The sequence below is a fragment of the Nocardioides sp. genome (assembly GCF_014360585.1).
Taxonomy (GTDB): Bacteria; Actinomycetota; Actinomycetes; order Propionibacteriales; family Nocardioidaceae; genus Nocardioides.
Genome location: NZ_JACIXG010000042.1, coordinates 22,981 through 44,000, shown reverse-complemented (window position 1 = coordinate 44,000; position 21,020 = coordinate 22,981). Strand labels below are relative to the sequence as shown.

Annotated in this window: 17 protein-coding genes and 1 tRNA gene; 12 read left to right on the top strand and 6 right to left on the bottom strand. The window is 69.2% G+C overall.

What is annotated here, in order from left to right; genetic code table 11:
- Nucleotides 1-221 precede the first annotated feature (221 nt).
- Nucleotides 222-863, top strand: a complete 642-nt coding sequence (gene yczE, locus H5T77_RS15065) for a membrane protein YczE (protein ID WP_292650558.1) — start codon at nucleotides 222-224, stop codon at nucleotides 861-863.
- 22 nt (nucleotides 864-885) lie between these two features.
- Here yczE and H5T77_RS15060 read toward each other — a convergent pair.
- A tRNA-Arg gene (locus tag H5T77_RS15060) sits at nucleotides 886-962 on the bottom strand.
- A 507-nt stretch (nucleotides 963-1,469) separates the two neighbouring features.
- Here H5T77_RS15060 and H5T77_RS15055 point away from each other — a divergent pair.
- Nucleotides 1,470-3,077: a hypothetical protein gene (locus tag H5T77_RS15055; protein ID WP_292650556.1), complete on the top strand. Its 1,608-nt coding sequence runs from the start codon at nucleotides 1,470-1,472 to the stop codon at nucleotides 3,075-3,077.
- A gap of 1 nt (nucleotide 3,078) precedes the next feature.
- On the opposite strand, the gene H5T77_RS15050 is transcribed toward H5T77_RS15055, so the two are convergent.
- Both H5T77_RS15050 and H5T77_RS15045 read right to left on the bottom strand, forming a co-directional pair.
- On the bottom strand, nucleotides 3,079-3,294 hold the full coding sequence (locus H5T77_RS15050; RefSeq protein ID WP_292650555.1) for a hypothetical protein: 216 nt from the start codon (nucleotides 3,292-3,294) through the stop codon (nucleotides 3,079-3,081).
- A 17-nt stretch (nucleotides 3,295-3,311) separates the two neighbouring features.
- On the bottom strand, nucleotides 3,312-4,736 hold the full coding sequence (locus H5T77_RS15045; protein WP_292650553.1) for an aminopeptidase P family protein: 1,425 nt from the start codon (nucleotides 4,734-4,736) through the stop codon (nucleotides 3,312-3,314).
- A gap of 123 nt (nucleotides 4,737-4,859) precedes the next feature.
- Between H5T77_RS15045 and H5T77_RS15040 the strand changes: the two genes are divergently transcribed.
- From H5T77_RS15040 to ettA, 5 genes are all read left to right on the top strand, one after another.
- On the top strand, nucleotides 4,860-6,026 hold the full coding sequence (locus H5T77_RS15040; protein WP_292650551.1) for a PrsW family intramembrane metalloprotease: 1,167 nt from the start codon (nucleotides 4,860-4,862) through the stop codon (nucleotides 6,024-6,026).
- Nucleotides 6,023-7,876 carry a dynamin family protein gene (locus H5T77_RS15035; protein ID WP_292650550.1) on the top strand — a complete coding sequence of 618 codons (1,854 nt, stop codon included), beginning with the start codon at nucleotides 6,023-6,025 and terminating at the stop codon, nucleotides 7,874-7,876. The genes H5T77_RS15040 and H5T77_RS15035 overlap by 4 nt, the downstream gene beginning before the upstream one ends.
- A 27-nt stretch (nucleotides 7,877-7,903) precedes the next feature.
- On the top strand, nucleotides 7,904-9,556 hold the full coding sequence (locus tag H5T77_RS15030; RefSeq protein ID WP_292650548.1) for a YfjP family GTPase: 1,653 nt from the start codon (nucleotides 7,904-7,906) through the stop codon (nucleotides 9,554-9,556).
- 148 nt (nucleotides 9,557-9,704) lie between these two features.
- Nucleotides 9,705-10,232 (top strand): single-stranded DNA-binding protein, encoded by a 528-nt coding sequence (locus H5T77_RS15025; protein ID WP_292650547.1) that lies wholly within the window; start codon nucleotides 9,705-9,707, stop codon nucleotides 10,230-10,232.
- An 81-nt stretch (nucleotides 10,233-10,313) separates the two neighbouring features.
- Complete coding sequence (ettA, locus tag H5T77_RS15020) at nucleotides 10,314-11,996, top strand: energy-dependent translational throttle protein EttA (protein ID WP_292650546.1); 1,683 nt, start codon at nucleotides 10,314-10,316, stop codon at nucleotides 11,994-11,996.
- Nucleotides 11,997-12,074: 78 nt separating this feature from the next.
- Here the strand turns inward: ettA and H5T77_RS15015 are convergent, their stop codons facing one another.
- Nucleotides 12,075-13,376 carry an MFS transporter gene (locus H5T77_RS15015; protein ID WP_292650544.1) on the bottom strand — a complete coding sequence of 434 codons (1,302 nt, stop codon included), beginning with the start codon at nucleotides 13,374-13,376 and terminating at the stop codon, nucleotides 12,075-12,077.
- Between the two features lie 216 nt (nucleotides 13,377-13,592).
- Between H5T77_RS15015 and H5T77_RS15010 the strand changes: the two genes are divergently transcribed.
- The gene (locus tag H5T77_RS15010) at nucleotides 13,593-14,072 is read left to right on the top strand and encodes a MarR family winged helix-turn-helix transcriptional regulator (RefSeq protein ID WP_292650542.1); all 480 of its coding nucleotides are present in this window, start codon (nucleotides 13,593-13,595) and stop codon (nucleotides 14,070-14,072) included.
- 52 nt (nucleotides 14,073-14,124) lie between these two features.
- Here H5T77_RS15010 and H5T77_RS15005 read toward each other — a convergent pair whose 3' ends face one another.
- The gene (locus H5T77_RS15005; protein ID WP_292650540.1) at nucleotides 14,125-15,339 is read right to left on the bottom strand and encodes an acetyl-CoA C-acetyltransferase; all 1,215 of its coding nucleotides are present in this window, start codon (nucleotides 15,337-15,339) and stop codon (nucleotides 14,125-14,127) included.
- A gap of 135 nt (nucleotides 15,340-15,474) precedes the next feature.
- On the opposite strand from H5T77_RS15005, the gene H5T77_RS15000 reads away from it, so the two are divergent.
- Nucleotides 15,475-16,305: an acyl-CoA thioesterase gene (locus H5T77_RS15000; protein ID WP_292650538.1), complete on the top strand. Its 831-nt coding sequence runs from the start codon at nucleotides 15,475-15,477 to the stop codon at nucleotides 16,303-16,305.
- Nucleotides 16,306-16,311: 6 nt separating this feature from the next.
- Here the strand turns inward: H5T77_RS15000 and H5T77_RS14995 are convergent, their stop codons facing one another.
- Entirely contained in the window at nucleotides 16,312-16,872 is a 561-nt protein-coding gene (locus tag H5T77_RS14995) for a hypothetical protein (protein WP_292650537.1), read from the bottom strand.
- Between the two features lie 250 nt (nucleotides 16,873-17,122).
- Between H5T77_RS14995 and H5T77_RS14990 the strand changes: the two genes are divergently transcribed.
- The 3 genes from H5T77_RS14990 to kdpB are packed head-to-tail and all read left to right on the top strand — an operon-like array spanning nucleotide 17,123 to nucleotide 21,020.
- Complete coding sequence (locus H5T77_RS14990) at nucleotides 17,123-17,290, top strand: hypothetical protein (RefSeq protein WP_292650536.1); 168 nt, start codon at nucleotides 17,123-17,125, stop codon at nucleotides 17,288-17,290.
- Nucleotides 17,287-18,951 (top strand): potassium-transporting ATPase subunit KdpA, encoded by a 1,665-nt coding sequence (gene kdpA, locus H5T77_RS14985; protein WP_292650535.1) that lies wholly within the window; start codon nucleotides 17,287-17,289, stop codon nucleotides 18,949-18,951. Before H5T77_RS14990 ends, kdpA begins: the two co-directional genes overlap by 4 nt.
- Entirely contained in the window at nucleotides 18,948-21,020 is a 2,073-nt protein-coding gene (gene kdpB, locus H5T77_RS14980; RefSeq protein ID WP_292650533.1) for a potassium-transporting ATPase subunit KdpB, read from the top strand. Before kdpA ends, kdpB begins: the two co-directional genes overlap by 4 nt.

The window sequence follows — 21,020 nt, the reverse complement described above, 5'->3', positions numbered from 1 at the left end:
AGCTCGCGCTCGGACGGCAGTCGCACGTCGGCGGAGAGCCGCCCGTCGATCAGCAGCAGCTGGATCCGCTCGGCGAGGTTCTCGTACGCCGGGCCGTCCCCCTGCCACTGACCGAGCAGGCCAGCGAGGGCTGTGGCACCGATTCTTCCGCGAGGCATGAGGCCACCTTACGCCAATTGGCTTCTTTACCTTCGATTGGACCCGTGATTGGCTTTGCAATCGTGAAGGATCTCTCTGTGAAGGCGCTCTCCTGGTTGATAACTGGACTCTTCCTCTACGGCATCGCGGTCGCCATGCTCGTCCAGGGTTCGCTCGGGCTGGCGCCGTGGAATGCGCTCGCCTCCGGGCTCGTCGAGATCACCGGGATCTCCTTCGGCCTGATGACCAACCTGATCGGTCTGGTCGTCCTGCTGCTCTGGATCCCGTTGCGCCAGAGGCCAGGAGTCGGCACCGTGCTGAACGTGCTGCTCGTCGGCACCTCGGCGGAGATCGGCCTTCGCGTGCTGCCTCAACCGACGGACCTGTTGGCCCAGGTCGCGCTCTTCAGTGCGGGCCTGCTCCTGCTCGCCGCGGCGACCGGCATCTACATCGCCCCCGGCCTCGGCCCGGGACCGCGCGACGGCCTGATGACCGGCCTGCACGTGCGCACCGGCGCCCCGGTCTGGCTGTGCCGCGGAGGCGTGGAGATCACCGTGCTCTCGATCGGCTGGCTCCTCGGGGGCCTCGTCGGCGTCGGGACGGTCGCCGAGGCGCTGCTCATCGGTCCGATGGTGCACCGGACCCTGCCGTTCTTCAGGGCGGTGTACGCCGGGCGGCCGGCCATCGCTGACGTCGCTGAAGCGGAAACACGCGCGGGCGCATGATTTTACCCACACGGGTTTCCTGTGGCGCCCCCGACAGGATTCGAACCTGTGACCGTCGGATTAGAAGGCCGATGCTCTATCCAGCTGAGCTACGGAGGCGTGGCCCGCGGGAGCACCCCGTCCGAGGTGGGTTTGCGCAGGCCGCACCCGATCTTACTGGTCCCCGTATCCCATGTGTGCATCGCAATCCGAAACACTGACCGGAGTGTTACCAAGGTGTGGGGGGTATTTGGGTGCACTGTCCCCACACTGTCGACGTAGGTGTCCAGTTGTCGGACCACGAGGGTTCGAGACTGGACCGGATCATCGGTAAGGTCCCCGGACATGACTATGGAGTCCATGTGCACCTCGTGCGGTGCAGCCGTCACCGGTATGCGCTTCTGCACAGGTTGTGGGACCCCCGTCAGAAGCGCTCATCAGCCGCCGTCGCAGGGTGCACCGGAGCCGGTCGCCCCGCCGCGACTGCCGCAGCGGGGTGCCGTTCCTGAGCAGGGTGGTCTGTCGTTGCCGAGGCGTGGCCAGGAAGCTGCTACGCCCGCGCCTGAGGCCGATGCCGAGCCGGCCCCGTTGCCGCTCGGGCAGGTCAGGCGTACGCCGGGGGCCTCGATGGCACCCCAGCTGAACATGACCGCGCCCAGCGGTGAGCAGCCGGCCTTCGGCGGCGGCATGGCCCCGCCGCCGTCAGGTACGGACAGTGGCAGCCTGTTCGGGCTGGCGGCGCGCACGCCGAAGTTCGAGCCGGAGCTCGCCACCCAGTCGCAGTCGCTCTTCCTGCCGAAGCGCAAGCGCGGCGCGGAAGAGCCCGAGCCGACCCCGGAGGAGCCTGCGCCGCAGGCAGCCGCCCCGTCGCCGGCGGACGAGTATGTGGCCGAGCGGTCTGCGCCCGAGCAGCCGATGCCAGCGCCGCCGATGCCTGAGCCCCAGCCGCAGAGCCCCGAGCCGATGGCCATGCCCCCGCTGCCCGCTCGCCCGGCCGCGGCGCACCACCAGAGCGCGGAGCACCCCACCTTTGTCGAGCCTGCGCCGCAGATGAGCGGCCCGTTCTCTGACGAGACCCACGAGGCGATGCCGCCGGTCGAGCACCGCCAGCCCGAGCCGCCCCGCCCGGACGAGACCCAGGTTGCGATGAGCCCGCGGTTCGACTCCGCCGACGACGCTCCTGGCGGCACCCGCCCGCGTGACGAGTTCGAGCAGTTCGCGCCGCCGCAGCAGTTCGACGCTCCGGCGCCAGAGGCGCGCTACGAGGACGACCAGGCCGGCCAGGCTTCGCAGCCCGCGGCGTACGGTGATCCCGCCTACGCCCCGCTCGCGCCGCAGCTGGAGCCGGACCAGAACCAGTGGTCCCAGGGCTACGAGCAGCCGTATGAGCCGGCGTACGACCAGGGCTACGACCAGGGATTCGGGCAGCCGCAGGACCGGGCCGAGGAGCCGTTCGGTCAGCCGTACGACGATCCCTACGCCCAGAACGTCTACGCCGACGCCACTCTCGTCGGTCAGCCGCCGGTCGCCGGCGGGCCCAGCACCCCGGCGCCGCCTCCGATGGCGCCGCAGGGCTACGACCCCTACGGCAACGCCTACGACGCCCACTACGAGCCGCAGCGTCAGGGCAAGGGGCCCGGTGGTTTCGACCTGAAGCGCTGGGGCCTGATCGTCGTGGTGCTGGCCGTCGTGGTCGCGATCATCGCGTTCGTCATCAGCCTGGTCAACGACAGCGACGCCAACGCGAAGACCGGCACGGCCCAGGACGCCACCACGGCCGAGAGCGGTCCCGCCGCCGAGGCCGGGAAGATCGACGAGCTCATCAAGACGTCGGCCAAGGACAAGGCAGCCATCGGCGCCGCTCAGGCCGACCTGCAGGCGTGCGAGAACATCGACGAGGCGATCAAGACCTTCGAGGACGCTGCGGCGTCCCGGAAGACACTGGCGACGAAGGTCGCCAAGATCGACACCGCTGTCCTCCCGGGTTCGCGGAAACTCGTCAAGAACCTCGAGTCCGCGTGGCTGACCTCGCAGAACGCTGACCTCGCCTTCGCGGCCTGGGGCGAGAAGCGCAGGGTCAACGCCGACGGCAAGTGTGTCGGCGGCAAGGGCAAGCTGGCGAAGGCGAACAAGCTGAGCCTGGCCAGCCACGACTCGAAGAAGGCCGCCGCCAAGGCGTGGGGCCCGATCGCCGAGGAGTACAACCTCGAGCCGGTCGAGTGGAGAAACCTCTGATCTAGCGTGAGCGGAGGTACGCCGCCATCGTCCGTTCGAAGGCGTTCTCGGCCGACACCGGTCCGGAGGCCGAAGCGGACGACGGTGCCTCGGGACCCGCGGACGAGGCGGGTCCCGAGGTCGGAGCACGACCGGCGCTGCACGCGGCCAGAGGCAGCGCGAGCAGGACGACGGCCGCGAGAGATGCCCGCCGGCGTACGGCTTCGGTCACAGCCATCCGGGGGCACTCGCCTCTCAGAGGTGCTGACCCATCCACGCCTCGACGTCGTCGGCGGTCCGCGGAAGGCCCTTGGACATGTTCACCGAGCCGTCCTTGGTGACGACGATGTCGTCCTCGATGCGGATGCCGATGCCGCGCAGCTCCTCGGGGACGAGCTTGTCCTCCTTCTGGAAGTAGAGGCCAGGCTCGACGGTGAGGACCATGCCCTCCTGCAGCGGGCCCTCGATGTAGGTCTCCTTCGAGGCGGAGGCGCAGTCGTGGACGTCGAGGCCGAGCATGTGCGAGACGCCGTGGAGGGTCCAGCGGGAGTAGGTCTTGTTGTCCTCGGAGAGCGCCTCGTCGACGGAGACCGGCAGCAGCCCGAGGTCGTCGAGGCCGTGGGCGAGGATCTCCATCGCGGCGAAGTGGCCGGCCCGGAAGGTGACGCCCGGCCGGATGGCCGCGATGCCGGCCTGCTGGGCCTTGTAGACGAGCTCGTAGAGGTTGCGCTGCAGCGGCGTGAACTTCCCGGAGATGGGGAGCGTGCGGGTGATGTCGGCGGTGTAGAGGTTGTGGCCCTCGACACCCATGTCGAGCAGCACCATCTCGCCGGGGACGATCGGGCCGTTGTTGTCGATCCAGTGCAGCGTGGTGGCGTGGGACCCGCCGCCGACGATCGAGTCGTAGCCGAGGTCGTTGCCCTCTGCGCGGGCGCGGCGGAAGAAGGTGCCCTCGATCCAGCGCTCGCCGTGCTTCAGCACCTGGTCCCACTCGCTGACCGCGTCGGTGAAGCCGCGCACGGTGATGTCGCAGGCCTCCTGCAGCTCGCCGAGCTCCCACTCGTCCTTGATCAGACGCAGCTCGGAGAGCGCCTTGGCGAACTCCTCGTCACGCGAGCTCTCGGCCGGGGCGACCAGCTTGTCGACGTCGGCCGAGACGCCACGGAGGACCCGGGTCGGGGTGTTGCCGCCGAGCTCGGACTCGAGCTGGTCGACGTGGCGAACCTCGATCCCCAGCGAGTCGGAGAGCTCACGGGCCGAGGGGCGCGCGCCGGCCCAGAGCGCGCCGTACTGACGGTCACGGAAGAACTCGTCGGAGTCGCGGCCGCTGCGCGGGCGGGCGTACAGCACCGAGGTGCCGTCGGGCTCGATCACGACGACGGCGTCCGAGGTCTGGTTGCCGGTCAGGTGGACGTGAGCGGTGTCGGCACGGAACCGGTAGTCGGTGTCGTTGGCGCGGACCTTGTAGGTGCCGGCCGGGACGACCAGGCGCTCGCCCGGGAAGATGCCCGCGAGCCGCCCGCGGCGAGCGGCCGCCCACGGCGTGATCGGATGCTCGGGAACCTCGACCTCACGATCGTCCCAGCCCTCCCTCATGAACTTGGACCAAGCCTCCGGAACCGGCTGATCGTGGCTCTCGGTGTGGTCTTCTGCAGGAGCGGGGGCGCCGTTTTCCGTCATAGCGGAATCGTACGCCGCGCCAGAACGTCGACGCTCGTGAGTTCCCAGGCCACCCGGGTTGCGGGACGTCTCGACCGGTGTCTGGTCGCGCGTTCGGTCCGTACGCCCGATAGTCTGACGCGCATGGGGGCGATCCCGAAGGATCCGACGAAAAGCAACCGCACGTTCACCATCGTGGTGGGCGTGCTCGTCGTGCTGACCTCTTTGCCGGTGCTCGGGATCGTTCTGCTGAGCACCAGCGTCGTCGACGACCAACTTGCCCCGACCGGTGCGATCCTGGGCGTTCTCTTCGCGGCCATCCCGGTGGTTCCGCTGGTCTATGCCTTCCTGTGGCTCGATCGCTACGAGCCCGAGCCGAAGTCGCTGCTCGCCCTCGGCCTGGGGTGGGGCGCCTTCGTCGCCGTCGCGGCCGCGCTGATCGTGCAGAGTGTCGGAGCGCTGGTCGCCGGATGGAGCCAGCCGGTGCAGCTCGCGATCGTGGCGCCGGTTACCGAGGAGGCGGCCAAGGGGCTGTTCCTTCTCGTGCTGCTGGTCTGGCGCCGCCACCTTCTCGACGGTGTGCTCGACGGGATCGTCTACGCCGGCATGGTCGGCATCGGCTTCGCGTTCACCGAGAACATCCTCTACCTCGGCGGCACCTACAACGGCACCCCCGGCATGGGCGACAGCTCCACGGGACACCTCGGCGAGTTCACCGTCGTCTTCGTGATGCGCTGCCTGTTCAGCCCCTTCGCCCACCCGCTCTTCACCGCCTTCATCGGCATCGGTATCGGCGTCGCGGTGGTGACGCGCAAGCGCTGGCTGAAGGTCGTGGCGCCACTGCTGGGCTTCGCCGCCGGCGTGCTCGCCCACGGGACCTGGAACGGCTCGACACTGCTCTATGACGGTGCCGGGTTCCTGCTGGCGTACGTCGTGGTGATGGTGCCCGCGTTCGTCTCGATGGTGATCTTCGCGGTCTGGCGGCGAAAGTCGGAGCGCATCGTGCTGACGCGGTCGCTGACCGACGCCGCCCAGCGCGGGCTGATTCCCTACACCGACATCGACTGGGTGGTCGATCTGCGGCGCAGGGAGCAGGCGCGGAAGTTCGCGGCGGCGCACGGAGGCGCTCGAGGGGTTGCGGTGATGCGTGAATACCAGCAGGCTGCGATCGAGCTCGGATACTTGCACTGGCGATTCCTGCGCGGCAACCCGCCGCCAGACTTCGCCGCCCGGGGGAGGGCATACGTTGACCGAATCAGTGAGGTACGTCCACACATCGCATTTCCGAGCGGAAAGGTGATGAGCGGATGACAGAGGAACAGAATGCTCCGGAGACCGGGCCGGAGACCGGGCAGACGACCTACGAGGCGCTGACCGCAGGAATGCTCGCCGAGCAGCCGACGACCCAGTTCGAGGCCACCAAGGCCGAGCTCCTGGCGTCCGGCGGCGAGAGCAACCGCATGGTGACCGCGCTCGTCCAGCTCCACCAGGCGCTGACCGAGGTCACCCTGCCGCTGGACCTGCCCGGCGCCGAGGAGCAGCGCGTCACTCGGCAGAACATGGTCGAGCAGCTCGAGAACTACGTGATCCCGCGGATGATGACCATCGACGCGCCGTTGCTCGCGGTCGTCGGCGGCTCCACGGGGGCCGGAAAGTCGACGCTGGTGAACTCGCTGGTCGGGACCAAGGTGACCACGCCCGGGCTGCTGCGGCCGACGACCCGCTCGCCTGTCCTGGTGCACCACCCCGACGACGCCAGCTGGTTCGGGCAGGACCGGCTGCTGCCGGAGCTGGAGCGGGTCCAGCACCCGACCAACGACCCCGGAGCGCTGCAGCTGGTCGCCAGCGACCGGCTCCACCCCGGACTCGCCGTCCTGGACGCGCCCGACGTGGACTCCGTCGAGGAGGCCAACCGGGTGCTCGCGGCCGAGCTGCTCGCCGCAGCCGACCTGTGGGTCTTCGTCACCTCGGCCGCGCGCTACGCCGACCAGGTGCCCTGGGAATTCCTCCAGCTGGCCGCCAACCGCTCGACCGCGGTGGCGGTGGTGCTCGACCGGACCCCGCCCGAAGCCGTCCAGACCGTCGCGGGCCATCTGGCCCGGATGCTCGCCTCGCGCGGGCTCAAGGACTCTCCGCTCTTCATCGTCCACGAGGGCGAGATCTCCGAGCACGGGCTGCTGCCGGCCGAGCACGTCGCTGAGGTGCGTGCCTGGCTCGACATGCTCGCCGATGACGCCACCGCGCGTCACCAGGTCGTCACCCAGACTCTCGACGGAGCGGTGCGGGCGCTGACTCTGGAGGTCCACCCGATCGCCGACACCGCGGACGGTCAGGGCGAGGCCGCGCAGCGGCTGCGTACGGATGCGGACATGGCCTACGACAACGCGCTCAAGTCGATCATGGCCGCGACCGCCGACGGGACGTTGCTGCGTGGCGAGGTGCTCGCGCGCTGGCAGGAGTTCGTCGGCACCGGCGAGATCCTCAAGGCGCTGGAGACCCGGGTCGGGATGCTCCGCGACAAGATCCTCGGATCGATCAAGGGCAAGCCGCAGCAGGCCGAGCGGGTGACCGCGGCCGTGCAGGGTGGCCTGGAGATGCTGATCCTGGAGCAGTGCGAGGCCGCCGCCGAGAGCGCGGAGGCCGCCTGGCAGATGAGCCCGGCAGGTCGCGGGCTGCTTGCGGCCGGCCCCTCCGATCTCGGCCGGGCCTCGCGTGCGCTGCGCCCCAAGGCCGAGCGCGCGGTGCGCGACTGGCAGCAGGACGTGCTCGACATGGTGCGCAGCGAGGGCCAGGACAAGCGTACGACCGCGAAGTTCCTCTCCTACGGGGTCAACGGCCTCGGCGTGGCGCTGATGGTGGTCGTCTTCGCCTCGACCGGAGGGGCGCTCGTCGGTGCCGAGGTGGGCATCGCCGGCGGCACCCTCCTGATCGGCCAGAAGCTGCTGGAAGCGGTCTTCGGCGACCAGGCCGTCCGCGGGCTGGCGTTCCGGGCGCGCAAGGCGCTGGAGGAGCGCATCGTGGAGCTCGTCGACGAGGAGCGTGCCCGCTACACCGGTCAGGTCGACGCGCTGCAGATCGACCACGGCGCGCCGGAGCGGCTGCGGCACGCCGCGCGGAAGGTAGGCGACGCTCGTTTCGCCAGCCAGCGCAGCGATGACTGAGACTTGTCAGCGATTGAAGGGGGATCATTGAGCGGCCTGCTCGAAGGTGCGAAGAACCTGGTCAGCCGGGGTGGAGACCTCGGCGATCGACTGGACGGACTCAACTCTGCGACCACCGCCGCGACGGGGCGCCTCGACGACGGGATCGTCGAGGACGCGCGCTCCGTGGTCGAGAAGGCGCAGGGACGACTCAAGCTGTCCGCCGATCACACGGTCGTCGGAGTCGCCGGAGCGACCGGGTCGGGCAAGTCCTCCACGTTCAACGCCCTGACCGGGCTGGAGCTCTCCGCCGTCGGAGTCCGTCGGCCCACCACGTCATGGGCGACTGCTTGCGTGTGGGGTGCGGAGGGCGCTCACGAGCTGCTCCAGTGGCTGGGCATCCCCGAGCGCCACCAGACGACGCGTGACTCGATGCTCGACACCCGCCGCGAGGGGCACGAGCTCGACGGCGTGGTGCTGCTGGACCTTCCTGACCACGACTCCACCGAGGTCTCCCACCATCTCGAGGTCGACCGGCTGGTCGAGCTCGCCGACATGCTGGTGTGGGTGCTCGACCCGCAGAAGTACGCCGACGCGGCCATCCACGACCGCTACCTGCAGCCCCTCCGGACCCATTCCGAGATCATGGTCGTGGTGCTCAACCACATCGACCGCGTTCCGGAGGACCGCCGCGAGGCGATGCTGGGTGACGTACGCCGCCTGCTCGACCAGGACGGGCTGCGCAACGTCCCGGTGATCCCGGTCTCGGCCAAGCTCGGCTGGGGGATCCCGCAGCTCAAGACGGAGATCGCTCAGCGGGCCGCGGCCAAGCGAGCCAACAAGTCCCGGCTCTCAGCCGACATCAAGACCGCTGCGGTCAAGCTCGCCAAGGCCTCCGGCGACGCCAAGCCGCGCTCGCTCGCCAAGCCGCGGGTGGAGGCGCTCGAGGACGCCATCGCCGAGGCTGCCGGGGTGCCGACGGTGGTGGACGCGGTCGAGCGGTCCGTACGCACCCGGGCCCGTGCGGCGACGGGCTGGCCGCTGGTCTCCTGGGTCGCCCGGCTGAAGCCGGATCCGTTGAGACGGCTTCATCTGGCGCTCGGCGAGGAGGCGACCCAGCTGGCCGGGCGTGCTCGGACCTCGCTGCCGCAGACCACCGCCGTCGAGCGGGCGCGAGTCGACACCGAGGTGCGTCAGCTGGCCGACGAGGCCGGCGCCGGACTCGCCTCGCCGTGGCGCGACGCGATCCGGCGGGCATCGGTCTCGCGCATGGACGACCTCGCCGACCGTCTCGACGCCTCCGTCGGTGGTGTCGACCTGAACGCCGAACGGCTGCCGATGTGGACCGGGCTGGTCAAGATGCTCCAGTGGCTCCTGATCATCGTCGCGGGCGTCGGGCTGGTGTGGTCGGTGGCGCTGCTTCTCTCCGGGGCCGCGCAGGTCGGCGAGGTGACGCCTTCGGTCGCCGGGGTCGAGCTGCCGTATGTCCTGTTCATCGGGGGCGTCGGGCTCGGCCTGGTGCTGTGGTTCGTATGTCATCTGCTGGTGATCGGCACCGCTCGGCGGCGGGCGCGTGCGGCCGACGCGCGGCTGCGTACGGCGGTCGCCGACGTCTCGCGTGAGCTCGTCGTCGATCCGATCGAGACCGAGCTCGCGGCCTACAGCGCACTCCGGCACGGAGTCGCCAAGGCGTTGCGCTGACGCACGCCGGGCCGATCACTGTCCACAGGGACGGTTCGATCCGGGGTTGTCCACAGGCGGACGTACGCCGTCCGAAACTGTCGGCGGTCGAGCGCAGGGTTGTCTCCGAGGCCCGCACCAGGCGGGCGCGAACACTGAGGAGACAACGATGAACGAAGCGACCATCACCCTGCGTGGCAATGTCGGCGCCGATCCTGTCGTGCGGAGCGTCGGCGACGTCTCGGTGGCGAACTTTCGGATGGCGTGCACCCCACGCAAGCTCAACCGGGCGACTGGCGAGTGGAGCGACGGTGTGACGCAGTGGTTCTCGGTGAGTGCCTGGCGACAGCTGGGAGAGAACGTCGGGCGCTCGCTCCGCAAGGGAGACGCCGTGGTCGTCCACGGCAGGTTGACGGCCCGGAGCTACGTCAACAAGGACGGGCTCGAGGTCAACACCTTCGAGGTCGAGGCGAACGTGGTCGGCCACGACCTCAATCGGGGCCTGAGCAGCCTGTCGCGCAACCCGCGATCGCTCGCCGCGGCCGCCGCGCCGGCGCCGGAACCCCGCGACGAGGACGCCTCGCGTGACCCCCTCTCGGGCTGGCGTGCCCCGGGCGCGGACCCGTGGGATCAGGAGCCGACGACATCCGACGACGTCGAGGCACCTGCCGAGACGGAGACCACTGTGGCGGCGTGAGGTGAGTCGGGTGGGCGCCGGACCCTGAGGCGGGGTGCGCCGGTTGTACCGGTGCACCTCAACCTCATTAGGGTGGGCCCCATGGCCGACTACATCCTCTCCCTGCGCAATGTGCGCAAGGCCCACGGCGACAAGGTCGTTCTCGACAACGTCACCCAATCATTCCTGCACGGTGCCAAGATCGGCGTCGTCGGCCCGAACGGTATGGGTAAGTCCTCGCTGCTCAAGCTGATGGCCGGGCTCGATCACCCCAACAACGGCGACATCGTCCGCGACCAGGACGCGACCGTCGGGATGCTTCAACAGGAGCCCCCGCTGACCGAGGGCAAGACCGTCCTCGAGAACGTCGAGGAGGCGGTCGGCGAGATCAAGACGAAGATGAAGCGTCTCGAGGACGCCTACATGGAGATGGGCGACCCCGACGCCGACCAGGACGCCCTGATGGCCGAGACCGGTGAGCTCCAGACCTACCTGGACGACATCAACGCCTGGGACATCGACTCCAAGCTGGAGCAGGCGATGGACGCGCTGCGCTGCCCCCCGGGTGACGCGATCGTCGACAACCTCTCCGGTGGTGAGCGTCGTCGGGTCGCGCTGTGCAAGCTGCTCCTGCAGGAGCCCGACCTGCTGCTGCTCGACGAGCCCACCAACCACCTCGACGCCGAGTCGGTGCAGTGGCTGGAGGGTCACCTCAAGTCCTACAAGGGTGCCGTCCTCGCCGTCACCCACGACCGGTACTTCCTCGACAACGTCGCCGAGTGGATCGCCGAGGTCGACCGCGGCGCAGTCCACGGCTACGAGGGCAACTACTCCACCTACCTGGAGACGAAGAAGGACCGTCTCAAGGTCGAGGGCCTCAAGGACGCCAAGCGCGCCCGGATGCTCGAGAAGGAGCTGGAGTGGGTCCGCTCCAACGCCAAGGCCCGCCAGACCAAGTCGAAGTCGCGTCTTGCCCGCTACGAGGAGCTCGCCGCCGAGGCTGACAAGGCCCGCAAGATCGACACCGCCGACATCAACATCCCGCCGGGCCCGCGCCTGGGCGACGTGGTGATGGAGGCCAAGGGCCTGGTCAAGGGCTTCGAGGGCCGCACGCTGTGGGACGACATCTCCTTCTCGCTCCCGCGGGCCGGCATCGTCGGCATCGTCGGCCCCAACGGCGTCGGCAAGACCACCCTGTTCCGGATGATCACCGGCTCTGAGGAGCCCGACGCGGGTGATCTCAAGGTCGGCCAGACGGTGAAGATCTCCTATGTCGACCAGAGCCGCGGCGGCATCGACCCCAACAAGAACGTCTGGGAGGTCGTCTCCGACGGTCTGGACTTCATCAAGGTCGCCAACTTCGAGATGAACTCGCGGGCCTACGTCGCCTCCTTCGGCTTCAAGGGTCCCGACCAGCAGAAGAAGGCCGGCGTGCTCTCCGGTGGTGAGCGCAACCGCCTCAACCTCGCGCTCACCCTGAAGCAGGGCGGCAACATGCTGCTGCTCGACGAGCCGACCAACGACCTCGACGTCGAGACGCTCTCCGCCCTGGAGGACGCGCTGCTCGACTACCCGGGCTGTGCCGTGGTCACCTCCCACGACCGGTGGTTCCTCGACCGCATCGCCACCCACATCCTCGCCTGGGAAGGCACCGAGGAGAAGGAGGGCGAGTGGTTCTGGTTCGAGGGCAACTTCGAGGCCTACGAGGCCAACAAGGTCGAGCGTCTCGGCCAGGATGCCGCCCGCCCCCACCGCGTCACCCACCGTCGCCTCACCCGCGACTGACCGACCCGCGCCGAGTCGGCGCGTTCTGACCAGAGATCCCGCCGAGTCGGCTCGTCATGACGAGCCGACTCGGCAGGATCAGGCGTTGGTTTGAGCCGACTCGGGGATCAGCGGGGGACGCAACCCGTTCACGGCTGGGGTGATCCGGCGCTCGAGCCGCATCGAGGCAGCGACGATGCCGACGCAGCCGACCAGCATCAGCGCTATGAATGCCGTCGCCTGACCGTGCTCCAGCAGGAAACCGGCCAGGACGGGACCGATGATCGCCCCGGTCTGGAACGAGGCCGAGTTGATCGCGTTGTAGCGCCCGCGCAGATGGTCGGGAGCCATGTCGTTGGTCAAGGCGGGGAAGACCGACTGCATCAGCGTCTCGCCGAGGGCGAAGAAGAGCCCCTGGAAGGCGATCACGCCGACGATGGCCGCCACGGAACCCGGCACCAGACCGGTCGACCCGAACACCACCCAGGCCACGCCCCAGATGGCCGCGGTGGCGACGAGGACCCGGGTGCGCCGTCGGCCGCTGACCCGGTTCATCACCCAGAACTGGGCGAGCACGATCACCGCACAGTTGGCCACGAACGCGAACCCGACGACCCGGGTCGAGACCTCGGCGATCTGACGCGAGTACGCCGGGAACCCGCTCTCGATCTGGCCGTAGCCGAGTGTCGAGAGCAGGATGCCGATCGCCACCAGCCACATGACCTCGGGACGGCGCAGGATCGTGGCGTACGAGGCGGTCGCATCAGGCTGGTCGGCAGCTGGCCGTGCGGCGCGGCCGTGCACATGACGCAGCGGGCCGAGCAGGACGAGGGCCGGGAGCACGAAGGTGGCGGCGTTGCCGAGGAAGGCGTAGGTGAACGTCTCGGGCCGCGACACGTCGATGAAGAGCCCGCCGATGACGCCGCCGACGCCGATGCCGAGGTTGATCAGGGCGAAGTTCACCCCGTAGTAGCGCTGTCTCAGGTCGCCCTCGACCACCGTGGCGACCAAGGCGTTTGCGGCAGGCCAGGAGACCCCGGCCTGGACACCGAGAAGACCGAGGGCCGCGGCAGCGAGGATCGGGGTGTCGGCGAAGGCGAGCACGATGTCGCCGGCGATCGCGCAGACCAGGCCGCCGAGGATCACCGGGCGGGCGCCGTACTTGTCGATCAGGCTGCCTGCCGGCCCGGTGACCACGAAGCCGACGATGGCGATCAGACCCATCAGGCTGCCGGCAAGGCCGAGGTCGAAGCCGCGTACCTCGTGCAGATAGATGATCGTGAACGGCAGCGTCATGCCGCGGCCGAGGAGCTGGATCGCGACGGTCGCCAGGAGCCAGCGGCCCTCGCGTGGAAGTGCGGCTATGAAGTCGCGGAGGCCGAGAGCGGGGGGATTGGGCACTGCCTGATCTTCGCCTTTACCTGGAGCGATGGCGAATGGTTTCTCGCGTCCCGACATCGCTGACGGGGCTTAGGTCCCAGCTTGCTTCTACCCTTGGTCCTGACACCTCTGGGTCTCCCGTCCCGGGTCCGGATCGAACTTTCGGTGACCACTTCGTGGACGTTATGGGGTGCCAGTGCGTGGTTTGGCCCCAAGGCCGGGCTAACGTAATGCCCCGTGGGTGATGAGACTCGGTGGTTGGACGAAGAGCAGCAGCGCTCGTGGCGCGCGCTCATGATGGGCATGACCCTGCTCGACGACCGCCTGGACGCCGATCTGCGCGCCGGCTTCGACATCTCGCTCTCCGAGTACGAGATCCTCGTACGACTCTCCGAGAACGACGGGGCCATGCGGATGGCCCAGCTCGCCGACTCGCTGGCTCACTCACGCTCCCGGATCACCCACACGATCACCCGGATGGAGCGGTCGGGGCTCGTCGAACGCCGCAACTCGGCCGACGACGGCCGTGGTGTCGTCGCCGCCCTCAGCGACCGCGGCTTCGAGGTGCTGCGGGAGGCGGCCCCGGTCCATGTCAGCGGCGTACGCGAATATCTCGTCGATCTGGTCAGCGAAGAGGACTTCGCGGCCCTGGGGCGTGTGATGAACGCCGTCTCGGATTACCTCATCTGCGACCGCCCCGGCATCGAGATGCGCTGACGCGCCGACTCGGCGCGCCTGTCTGGGACAGACGCGCCGAGTCGTCGGAATGTCAGATGCGCTCGAGGATCATCGCCATGCCCTGGCCGCCGCCGACGCACATGGTGATCAGACCCGTGGTCTTGTCGTGCCAGTCGAGGCTGTTGAGCATGGTGTTCTGCAGGCGAGCGCCGGTCATACCGAAGGGGTGACCGACGGCGATGGCGCCGCCGTTGATGTTGAGGCGGTCGATGTCGATGCCGAGGTCCTGGTAGGACGGGATCACCTGGGCCGCGAAGGCCTCGTTGATCTCGACCAGGTCGATGTCGCCGATCGACATGCCGGCGTACTTGAGCGCGTTCTTGGTCGCCTCGACCGGCCCGAGGCCCATGATCTCGGGGGAGAGGCCGGAGACGCCGGTGGACACGATCCGGGCCAGCGGGGTGACGCCGAGCTCGGCGGCCTTGGTGTCGGACATGACCACGACCGCGGCGGCGCCGTCGTTGAGGGCGCAGCAGTTGCCGGCGGTGACGGTGCCGTCCTCGCGGAAGACCGGCTTGAGACCGGAGATGGCCTCCAGGGTCACGCCGGCGCGGGGGCCGTCGTCGGCCGAGACGACGGTGCCGTCAGGGGTGGTCACCGGGGTGATCTCGCGGGCCCAGAAGCCGTCGGCGATGGCCTTCTCGGCGAGGTTCTGCGAGCGCACGCCGAACTCGTCCATCTCCGCTCGCGAGATGCCGCGCGAGGTGGCGAGGTTCTCCGCGGTGTGACCCATCGCGATGTAGACGTCGGGCAGCAGGCCGTCCTCGCGCGGGTCGTGCCACTTCTCGTTGGACGCGGCGGTCGCGGTGGTCCGCGACTGGGCGTCGTCGAAGAGGTGGTTGACGGTGTCGGGCAGGTGGTCGGAGGTGCCCTTGACGAAGCGGGAGACGGTCTCGACACCGGCCGAGACGATGATGTCGGCCTCGCCGGCCTTGATCGCGTGCAGCGCCATCCGCGAGGTCTGCACCGAGGAGGAGCAGTAGCGGGTGATGGTCGCGCCGGGCACCTTGTCCCAGCCGTTGAGCACGGAGACCACGCGGCCCATGTTGTTGCCGGACTCACCGCCGGGCAGACCGCAGCCGAGCAGCAGGTCGTCGATGTCGTTGGGGTCGAGACCCTCGACCTTTCCGACGGCTTCCTTGGTGATGAGCGCGGCGAGATCGTCGGGACGGAAGTCCTTCAGCGATCCTTTGTTGGCTCGCCCGATCGGAGTGCGGGCGGCGGCGACGATGACTGCCTCAGGCATGAAGACTCCCGGTTACTGATGAGTAGGTTGGACTGTGGTCGACACCATACTCGCCCGGACTGTGCTGGGTGACCAGCCCCAGTGCCCAAGATCGTCTGGAAGGATCGACCTGTGCGCCATCTCTATGAATGCCCCATGCGTTGGGCCGACCTCGACATGCTCGGCCACGTCAACAACGTCGTCTACGTCGACTACCTCCAAGAGGCGCGCGTGGACATGCTGCGCACGCACGCCCGGAGCCCGCAGACCCAGGGCCTGGCCGAGGGCGTCGTGGTGGTCAGCCACCAGGTCACCTACGTCGAGCCGTTGCTCTTCGACTTCAAGCCGGTCTATGTCGAGTCGTGGGTGACCGAGATCCGGGCGGCGAGCTTCACGATGGCGTACGAGATCTTCCGGGACCAGCCCGACGGCACCCGCAATGTCTTCCTGCGGGCGACCACGGTCCTGGCGCCGTACGTCTTCACCACCGAGTCGCCGCGCAGGCTCAGGCCGGAGGAGAAGGCCAACCTCGAGCCCTACCTCGAGGAGACGCCGTCGAAGCCGCTCACTTTGGGCGAGCCGAAGCGGCTGGATGAGGGACACTTCCCGCTCTTCGTCCGTTTCTCCGACGTCGACGCCTACGGGCACGTGAACAACGTGAAGTACTTCGAGTACTTCCAGGAGTCGCGGTTGGCGCTGATGAAGCGGCTCAGGTCGCACAACGAGCTCAAGGACTGGCCCTCCGTCGTGGTCGCCCAGACCGACGTCAGCTACCACGCCCCGGTCCTTGCTCGCTCGGAGCCGTACGACGTGTGGAGCTACGTCTCCCGGCTGGGCACCAAGTCGATGACGATCGAGTCCGAGATCGCCGACGGGGACGTCCGGCTCGCCCGTGGTCAGGTCACGCTGGTCTTCTACGACCTGGAGTCCGGGAAGTCCGTCGAGCCCAGCCCGGAGGTGCGTGCGGCCGTCGAGAGCGTGCTGTAGCGGACCTCAGTCGCGCCAGCCGCTCCAGTCGTGGTCGTCACAGTCGCGCTGGCGGTCGTGGCGGCGGTCACGTCGGCAGTCGTCGCCGTCGCGATCGCGGTCGTCGGAGCGAGCATCCGTGCCGTCCCATGCGTCCCACTCCCAGCCGTCACGGGTGAACGTGAAGTCCTCGGGAAAGGCGGGGGCCGGGGCAGAGGCGTCGGGCTTCTTCGCCGGACGAGCCTTCCGCGCGGCCAGTGTCTTGCCGTCGGACGGGGTTCGGGTAGGCCGTGAGTCGGGGACGGCGTCGGGCGGCGCGAGCAGATCACGAGAGATGAGCTGAGTTGCGCGCGAGGCGTCGGGAGGAGGGGGCAGGGTGCCGACCGAGGTGTCCTCGACGGCGTCGACGGGCTCGGCGGGTCCGGCCGGCCCATCGCCGAGCCGGCTCGGCGGCCCGGCCGCCTGCTTCGACTGCGGGCCCGCCGGGTCCGATCCCATCGAACCCGGGTTGCCGATGAGCAGTGCCACCGCGATCACGGCGACGAGGGCAAGCCCGACTCCGGCGATGGCCCCCTGAATTGCCCGCATGCGTCCTCCGAGAGCGCTCTGGTCCACATAATGTTCTGCTTGAGGCCAGTAGCCTCCCAGTGCTTTCGTCGGTTGTCGAGTAGCGGGACCTTTGTCAGCGTTTCCTGGCCCGGCCTGAGCTGACCCGAGCTGACCTGAGCCGCCGACAGCCGCGATGGACACGTCAGGGACGCGTCAAGGCCGTCCGTGCGGGCGTCAAGGAACCGTCAACGCCGTCTGGAACGGTCAGATCCGGGGCTGGAATGGGGGCGTGTCAGACCTCATCTACATCCTCCTCACGCTCGTGTGCTTCATCGGGCTCGCCCTGCTGGTCGGACTGATCGACCGTCGGCTGGGTTCTGCGTCCACCGATCCTGGTCCCGACCGGGTCACCGATCAGGAGACCGTCGCGACCGTCGACGCAGGCTCCGCCCGATGAACGCCACGCTCGCCGCGGTGCTGCAGATCGCCACCCTGGTCGCCGCGCTGACGCTCAGCGTGCCGCTCCTGGGCCGCTACCTCGCCCACGTCTACACCAGCCCCCGGCACCTACGCGCCGAGACGGTGGCCTACAGGGCCCTCAAGGTGGACGCCGACGCCGACCAGCACTGGCGCTCCTACGCGATGTCCGTGCTCGGCTTCTCGCTGGCCGGGATCCTGTTCCTCTTCGCCTTCGGCCGGCTGCAGAGCCTGCTGCCGCTCGACGGCGGACTCGATCCGCTGCCCAGCGACGGGGCGTGGAACACCGCCGTCTCGTTCGTGACCAACACCAACTGGCAGTGGTACGCCGGCGAGGCCGCTGCCGGCCACCTGATCCAGATGGCCGGGCTCGCGGTGCAGAACTTCGTCTCCGCCGCGGTCGGTCTATCGGTCGCCGCGGCCTTCGCCCGCGGGCTGGCCCGGACGCGCAACCAGGGAAGGATCGGCAACTTCTGGGTCGACCTGGTGCGTACGACCCACCGGGTCCTCCTGCCGATGGCCTTCGTGGTCGCGATCGTGCTGGTCGCGGCCGGGGTGGTGCAGAACCTGCACCCTGTGCACGAGATGACCACGCTGACCGGCGGCGCCCAGCCGTTGACCGGTGGCCCGGTCGCCAGTCAGGAGGCGATCAAGGAGCTCGGCACCAACGGCGGCGGGTTCTACAACGTCAACTCGGCCCACCCGTTCGAGAACCCCAACCCGTTCACCAACCTGCTCGAGATCTGGGCGATCCTCGTGATTCCGTTCTCGATGGCCTGGGCGTTCGGTCGCATCGTGGGGGACAGGCGCCAAGGTGGCGCAGTCCTCGCCACGATGGCTGCGCTGCTCGCCGTCGGCGTCACCCTGCTGACCTGGGCGGAGATGGCCGGTCCCGGCACCGCTCCGCAGCTCGCCGGAGCGGCGATGGAGGGCAAGGAGACCCGTTTCGGTGAGGCCGCCACGGCGCTCTTCGCCGCGGCCACCACCGGCACCTCGACCGGCGCCGTGAACGGCATGCACGAGAGCCTCACGGCCCCTGGCGGCGGCGTCGCGCTGTTCGGCATGATGCTCGGCGAGATCGCTCCCGGCGGAGTCGGCTCGGGGCTCTACGGCATGCTCATGCTCGCCGTGGTCACGGTCTTCCTGTGCGGCCTGATGGTGGGACGTACGCCTGAGTATCTCGGCAAGAAGATCAGCCGCGACGAGATCGTCCTGGTCGCTGTCTACATCCTGGCCACGCCGATCCTGGTGCTCGTCGGCGCTGCGATCGCGCTCACCGCGCCGGCAGGGCTGGCCGGCCTCTCGACCGACGGACCGCACGGCCTCTCCGAGGCGCTCTACGCCGTCACCAGTGCTTCCAACAACAACGGCTCCGCCTTCGCCGGGATCGGCTCGGGCACCCCGTTCTGGAACACGCTGCTCGGGTTGCTGATGCTGCTCGGCCGGTTCGTCCCGATGGTCCTGGTGCTCGCCCTGGCAGGTCGGTTCGCGACCGCCAACCGGCTGCCGGCCAGCGCCGGCACCCTGCCCACCCACCGCCCGCTCTTCATCGGCCTGCTGACCGGCGTCGCGCTGGTCGTCGTCGGCCTGACCTTCGTCCCGGCTCTCATGCTGGGCCCGATCGTGGAGTCCCTGTCATGACCCAGACCCCCGTACGTACCCCTGAGGACCACGCCGAGCACGACGCCAGTGTCGAGGCCGCGGCCTCGGTGCTCACGGTCAAGCAGGTCGCCGAGGCGATGCCCGGAGCGCTGCGCAAGCTCGATCCCCGCAAGCTGGTGGCCACCCCGGTCATGCTGGTGGTGGAGATCGGTGCGGCCGCCACGACCGTCATGTCGGTCCGCGACCCGTCGGCGATGGGGTGGCTGGTCACCGCCTGGCTGTGGCTCACCGTCGTCTTCGGTGCCCTGGCAGAGTCGGTCGCCGAGGGCCGCGGGAAGGCTCAGGCGGCCAGCCTGCGTGCCCTCCAGACCGAGACCACGGCCCGCCGTCTCCGTGGGGGAATCGGCGGCGCCGAGGAGCTCGTCGCCTCCACCGACCTGCGCGTCGGAGACGTCGTCGTGATCGAGGCCGGCGAGCGGATCCCGGGCGACGGTGACGTCATCGACGGCGTCGCCAGCGTCGACGAGTCGGCCGTGACCGGCGAGTCGGCTCCGGTGATCCGCGAGTCCGGCGGCGACCGCAGCGCGGTGACCGGCGGCACCCTGGTCCTCTCGGACCGGATCGTCGTCCGGATCACCTCCGACCCGGGCCACTCCTTCGTGGACCGGATGATCGCCCTGGTCGAGGGCTCGGAGCGGCAGCGCACCCCCAACGAGGTCGCGCTCAACGTGCTCCTGAGCAGCCTGACCGTCATCTTCGTGGTGGTCTGCGGGAGCCTCTACTACCTGGCCGACTACTCGGGAGCACACCAGTCGTGGCTGGTCCTCACCGCACTGCTGGTCTGCCTGATCCCGACCACCATCGGCGCTCTGCTGAGCGCGATCGGCATCGCCGGCATGGACCGGCTCGTACGCCGCAACGTGCTCGCGATGTCCGGCCGGGCGGTCGAGGCGGCGGGGGACGTGGACGTGCTCCTGCTCGACAAGACCGGCACGATCACGTACGGCAACCGGCAGGCGTACGAGATCGTCCCGGTCACCGGGGTCACGCTGACCGGCGCGGAGAACGCGGCGCTCCTGGCCAGCCTCTCCGACCAGACCCCGGAGGGGCGGAGCATCCTGACGCTGGTTGGTCGCCCCATGGGCAGGCCGGAAGTGGCCACGATGGTGGAGTTCTCCGCCACCACCCGGATGTCCGGGCTGGACAGCCCAGGCCTGAACGTACGCAAGGGCGCCGGGTCCGCCGTGGCTGCCTGGGTGAAGGGGAACGGCGGGCAGGTGCCGGCGGAGACCGACGAGATCGTCGCTCGGATCGCCGAGAGCGGTGGCACGCCGCTCGTCGTCGCCGAACGCCGCGACGGTGACCCGGCGCGGGTGCTGGGCGTCGTACACCTCAAGGACGTCGTCAAGGACGGCATCCGCGAGCGTTTCGACGAGCTCCGCGCGATGGGCATCAAGACGGTGATGATCACCGGCGACAACGCCGCCACTGCGGCTGCCATCGCCAAGGAGGCGGGTGTCGACGACTTCCTCGCCGAGGCCACCCCGGAGGACAAGCTGGCGCTGATCCGCCAGGAGCAGCGCGGCGGAAGGATGGTCGCGATGTGCGGCGACGGCACCAACGACGCCCCCGCGCTCGCCCAGGCCGATGTCGGTGTCGCGATGAACACCGGGACGACCGCAGCCAAGGAGGCCGGCAACATGGTCGACCTCGACTCCGACCCGACCAAGCTGATCGATGTGGTCGAGATCGGCAAGCAGCTGCTGATCACCCGGGGCGCGCTGACCACCTTCTCGGTGGCCAACGACGTCGCCAAGTACTTCGCGATCCTGCCGGCGATGTTCGTCGGGGTCTTCCCCGCGCTGGATGCCCTCAACATCATGCGGCTGTCCTCGCCGGAGTCGGCGATCGTCTCCGCAGTGGTCTTCAACGCGCTGATCATCATCGCGCTGATCCCGCTGGCCCTGCGCGGAGTCAGCTACCGGCCGTCCTCTGCCTCGGCTCTGCTGCGCCGCAACCTGCTGCGCTACGGGATCGGCGGCCTGATCGCGCCGTTCCTCGGGATCAAGCTGCTCGACCTCTTCGTCTCTCTCATCCCAGGACTGTGA

Coding starts and splice junctions, on each gene's coding strand:
- H5T77_RS15055 (WP_292650556.1), top strand. CDS start 1,470: ATGGCACCCCAGCTGAACATGACCGCGCCCAGCGGTGAGCAGCCGGCC.
- H5T77_RS15050 (WP_292650555.1), bottom strand. CDS start 3,294: ATGGCTGTGACCGAAGCCGTACGCCGGCGGGCATCTCTCGCGGCCGTC.
- H5T77_RS15045 (WP_292650553.1), bottom strand. CDS start 4,736: ATGACGGAAAACGGCGCCCCCGCTCCTGCAGAAGACCACACCGAGAGC.
- H5T77_RS15040 (WP_292650551.1), top strand. CDS start 4,860: ATGGGGGCGATCCCGAAGGATCCGACGAAAAGCAACCGCACGTTCACC.
- H5T77_RS15035 (WP_292650550.1), top strand. CDS start 6,023: ATGACAGAGGAACAGAATGCTCCGGAGACCGGGCCGGAGACCGGGCAG.
- H5T77_RS15025 (WP_292650547.1), top strand. CDS start 9,705: ATGAACGAAGCGACCATCACCCTGCGTGGCAATGTCGGCGCCGATCCT.
- ettA (WP_292650546.1), top strand. CDS start 10,314: ATGGCCGACTACATCCTCTCCCTGCGCAATGTGCGCAAGGCCCACGGC.
- H5T77_RS15005 (WP_292650540.1), bottom strand. CDS start 15,339: ATGCCTGAGGCAGTCATCGTCGCCGCCGCCCGCACTCCGATCGGGCGA.
- H5T77_RS15000 (WP_292650538.1), top strand. CDS start 15,475: ATGCGTTGGGCCGACCTCGACATGCTCGGCCACGTCAACAACGTCGTC.
- H5T77_RS14995 (WP_292650537.1), bottom strand. CDS start 16,872: ATGCGGGCAATTCAGGGGGCCATCGCCGGAGTCGGGCTTGCCCTCGTC.
- kdpA (WP_292650535.1), top strand. CDS start 17,287: ATGAACGCCACGCTCGCCGCGGTGCTGCAGATCGCCACCCTGGTCGCC.
- kdpB (WP_292650533.1), top strand. CDS start 18,948: ATGACCCAGACCCCCGTACGTACCCCTGAGGACCACGCCGAGCACGAC.